Genomic DNA, 2,950 nt, shown 5'->3' on the forward strand with positions numbered 1-2,950 from the left:
GCCGGCGCGGCGGGCCTCCTCGGCGGTCCAGGGCACGGGGCCGTCGAGCGCGTAGTCGATCTTGAAGGCGCTGGCGCCGTACTTGTAGTGGTCGTAGTGCCCGCCGAAGCCGGCGATCCGGGCGAGGGCGGTGGGCGAGGTGTCGAAGACGTAGGCGCGGGCCGGCGGCAGGTCGTCGAGCCGCTTGACCTCGAAGTCGGTGTGGACCGCGCCGCCGAGATCCTTGAGGTAGGCGGCGAGGGCGTCGGAGATGGACTGGGAGCCGCCCCGGGGCAGCGGCCAGCCGCCCGCGTGCGCGGCGAGCGCGAAGACCAGGCCGACGGCGCCGGTGGCGAAGCCGCCGAGGGGGGCCATGACATGGGCGACGAGCCCGGCGAGGAGCGCGGGGGCCTTCTCGTCCCGGAACCTTCGCATCAGCCAGGTGGACGGCGGGAGTCCGGCGAGGCCGAAGCGGGCGAGGGTGACGGGGTCGCGGGGCAGCGCGGTGAGCGGCAGCTGCATGAAGTCGCTCGCGAGCGTGTCCCACTTGCCGAGGAAGGGGGCGACGAGCCTGCGGTACGTCCCGGCGTCGCGCGGGCCGAAGGAGGCGGCGGTCTCGGCGACGGAACGGGCGAGGACGGCGGCGGTGCCGTCGTCCCAGGGGTGGGCCATGGGCAGTTCGGGGTGGAGCCACTCCAGGCCGTACCGGTCGAGCGGCATCGTCTTGAAGACGGGCGAGCCGGCGCCGAGCGGATGCACGGCCGAACAGGGGTCGTGACGGAAGCCGGGGAGGGTGAGCTCCTCGGTCCTGGCACCGCCGCCGACGGTGGACTTGGCCTCGAAGACGGCCACGGAGAGGCCGCGCCGGGCCAGTTCGACGGCGGCCGTCAGCCCGTTGGGCCCCGCCCCCACGACGACGGCATCGAGCATCGACGTCTCGTTCGTCACCTTCGGACTCCTTCGTCAGCCGATGGCCAAGGCTCCCAGGATAGGCGGGGGGCGAACCCCTCCTCACGCGCCCCCGAGGAGCCTCCGGATCCGCTCGGCGGTGGCCGAGTCCCGGGCGGTCGTGAACGGCAGCGCGTTGCCCCCGGCGATACGGAACGGCTCCCCCGCGATCGTCGTGGTCGCGCCGCCCGCCTCGGCGACCAGGAGGAGTCCGGCGGCGTGGTCCCACGCGTACTCCCAGCTGAAGGCGGTGCCGGCGAGCGCCCCGCGCGCCACCGCGAGGTACTCGAGCCCGGCCGAGCCGCAGGGGCGGGGCCGTACCCCCTCGGCATTCAGGCCGAGCAGGGCCCGCTTCTGGTCCGGGGTGGTGTAGTCGGGGTGCGAGGTGGCGACCTCAAGGACCTCGCCGGGCGCCGGCGAACCGGACCGTATCGCCTGGCCGTTGAGCGTGGCGCCGCGCCCGCGCACGGCGACGGCGAACTCCTCCAGGGCGGGCGCGAAGGTCCAGGAGGCGAGGATCTCGCCGCGGTGGGCGAGGGCGACGAGGGTGCAGAAGCCGGGGTCGCCGTGGACGAACTGGCGGGTGCCGTCGACGGGGTCGACGATCCAGACGGGGGCGTCGCCGCGCAGCGCCTCGTACACCGCGGGGTCGGCGTGGACGGCCTCCTCGCCGACGACCACGGAGCCGGGCAGCAGGGCGGTGAGGGACTCGGTGAGGTGCGCCTCGGCGGCCCGGTCGGCGACGGTGACCAGGTCGTGCGGCCCGTTCTTCTCGACGATGTCGTCGGCGGCGAGCTGCCGGAAACGCGGCATGACCTCGGCGGCGGCCGCCTTGCGGACCGCCTCCTCGACCTCGGTCGTACGGCCGCCGAGGACCTGCTCAAGGAAGTCTTCGATCATGCCTCCAGCTAAGCACGGGCCGCTGACGACCGGAACGCCGCACTCGTCACCCGCCGTTTCCCCGGGGAGTACCCTTTGGCCGGGTTCACCCCTTACACACAGGGAGGCTTCCGTGCACGGCGCGTACCACGGCGAGTACAAGGTCCCCGGCGGAAAGCTGGTGGTCGTCGACCTCGACACCGAGGACGGGGTCCTGCGGAACGTCCGGGTCGCGGGCGACTTCTTCCTCGAACCGGACGAGGCGATCCTCGCGATCGACGGGGCCCTCGAAGGCGCCCCCGTCGACACGGACGCCCCGGGGCTCGCGGCGCGGATCGACGCGGCGCTCCCGCCGGGCACGCAGATGTTCGGCCTGACCACGGAGGGCGTCGGGATCGCGGTCCGCCGCGCCCTCGCCCACGCCACGGACTGGACCGACTACGACTGGCAGCTGATCCACGAGCCGCCGCAGTCCCCCGCGCTGCACATGGCGCTCGACGAGGTCCTGACGGCCGAGGTCGCGGCCGGCCGCCGCCCGCCGACCCTGCGGGTCTGGGAGTGGGGCGCCCCGGCCGTGGTGATCGGCAGCTTCCAGTCCCTGCGCAACGAGGTCGACCCGGAGGCGGCCGAGCGGCACGGCATCCAGGTGGTGCGCCGGATCAGCGGCGGCGGGGCGATGTTCATCGAGCCGGGCAACACGATCACGTACTCGCTCTCCGTCCCCGACGCCCTCGTGCAGGGCCTGTCCTTCACCGACAGCTACGCCTACCTCGACGACTGGGTCCTCGGCGCGCTCGGCGACATGGGCATCCGGGCCTGGTACCAGCCGCTCAACGACATCGCGACGGACGCCGGCAAGATCGCGGGCGCGGCGCAGAAGCGGCTCGTGGGCGGCGGGGGCGCGGTCCTGCACCACGTGACGATGGCGTACGACATCGACGCCGACAAGATGACCGAGGTGCTGCGGATCGGCCGGGAGAAGCTCTCCGACAAGGGCACGAAGAGCGCGAAGAAGCGCGTGGACCCGCTGCGCCGCCAGACGGGCCTCCCGCGCGAGACGGTGATCGCCCGGATGATCGCCTCCTTCCGCAACCGCTACGGGCTCACGGAGGGCGGCCTGACGGAGGACGAACTGACCCGTGCG

The 2,950-nt window shown here is 73.6% G+C and carries 3 protein-coding genes; 1 reads left to right on the plus strand and 2 read right to left on the minus strand.

Annotated elements, in window-relative coordinates; translation table 11 throughout:
• Both CCN56_RS22535 and CCN56_RS22540 read right to left on the minus strand, forming a co-directional pair.
• A partial coding sequence (locus CCN56_RS22535) for an NAD(P)/FAD-dependent oxidoreductase (RefSeq protein WP_143664600.1) occupies positions 1-909 on the minus strand: 909 nt, incomplete at its 3' end.
• Positions 910-990: 81 nt separating this feature from the next.
• On the minus strand, positions 991-1,827 hold the full coding sequence (locus CCN56_RS22540) for an inositol monophosphatase family protein (protein ID WP_086829446.1): 837 nt from the start codon (positions 1,825-1,827) through the stop codon (positions 991-993).
• Between the two features lie 112 nt (positions 1,828-1,939).
• Between CCN56_RS22540 and CCN56_RS22545 the strand changes: the two genes are divergently transcribed.
• Positions 1,940-2,950: lipoate--protein ligase family protein (locus CCN56_RS22545; protein WP_086829448.1), on the plus strand; the 1,011-nt coding region annotated here is incomplete at its 3' end.

The sequence above is a fragment of the Streptomyces sp. NRRL B-24572 genome (genome assembly GCF_002156145.1).
Classification (GTDB): domain Bacteria; phylum Actinomycetota; class Actinomycetes; order Streptomycetales; family Streptomycetaceae; genus Streptomyces; species Streptomyces vietnamensis.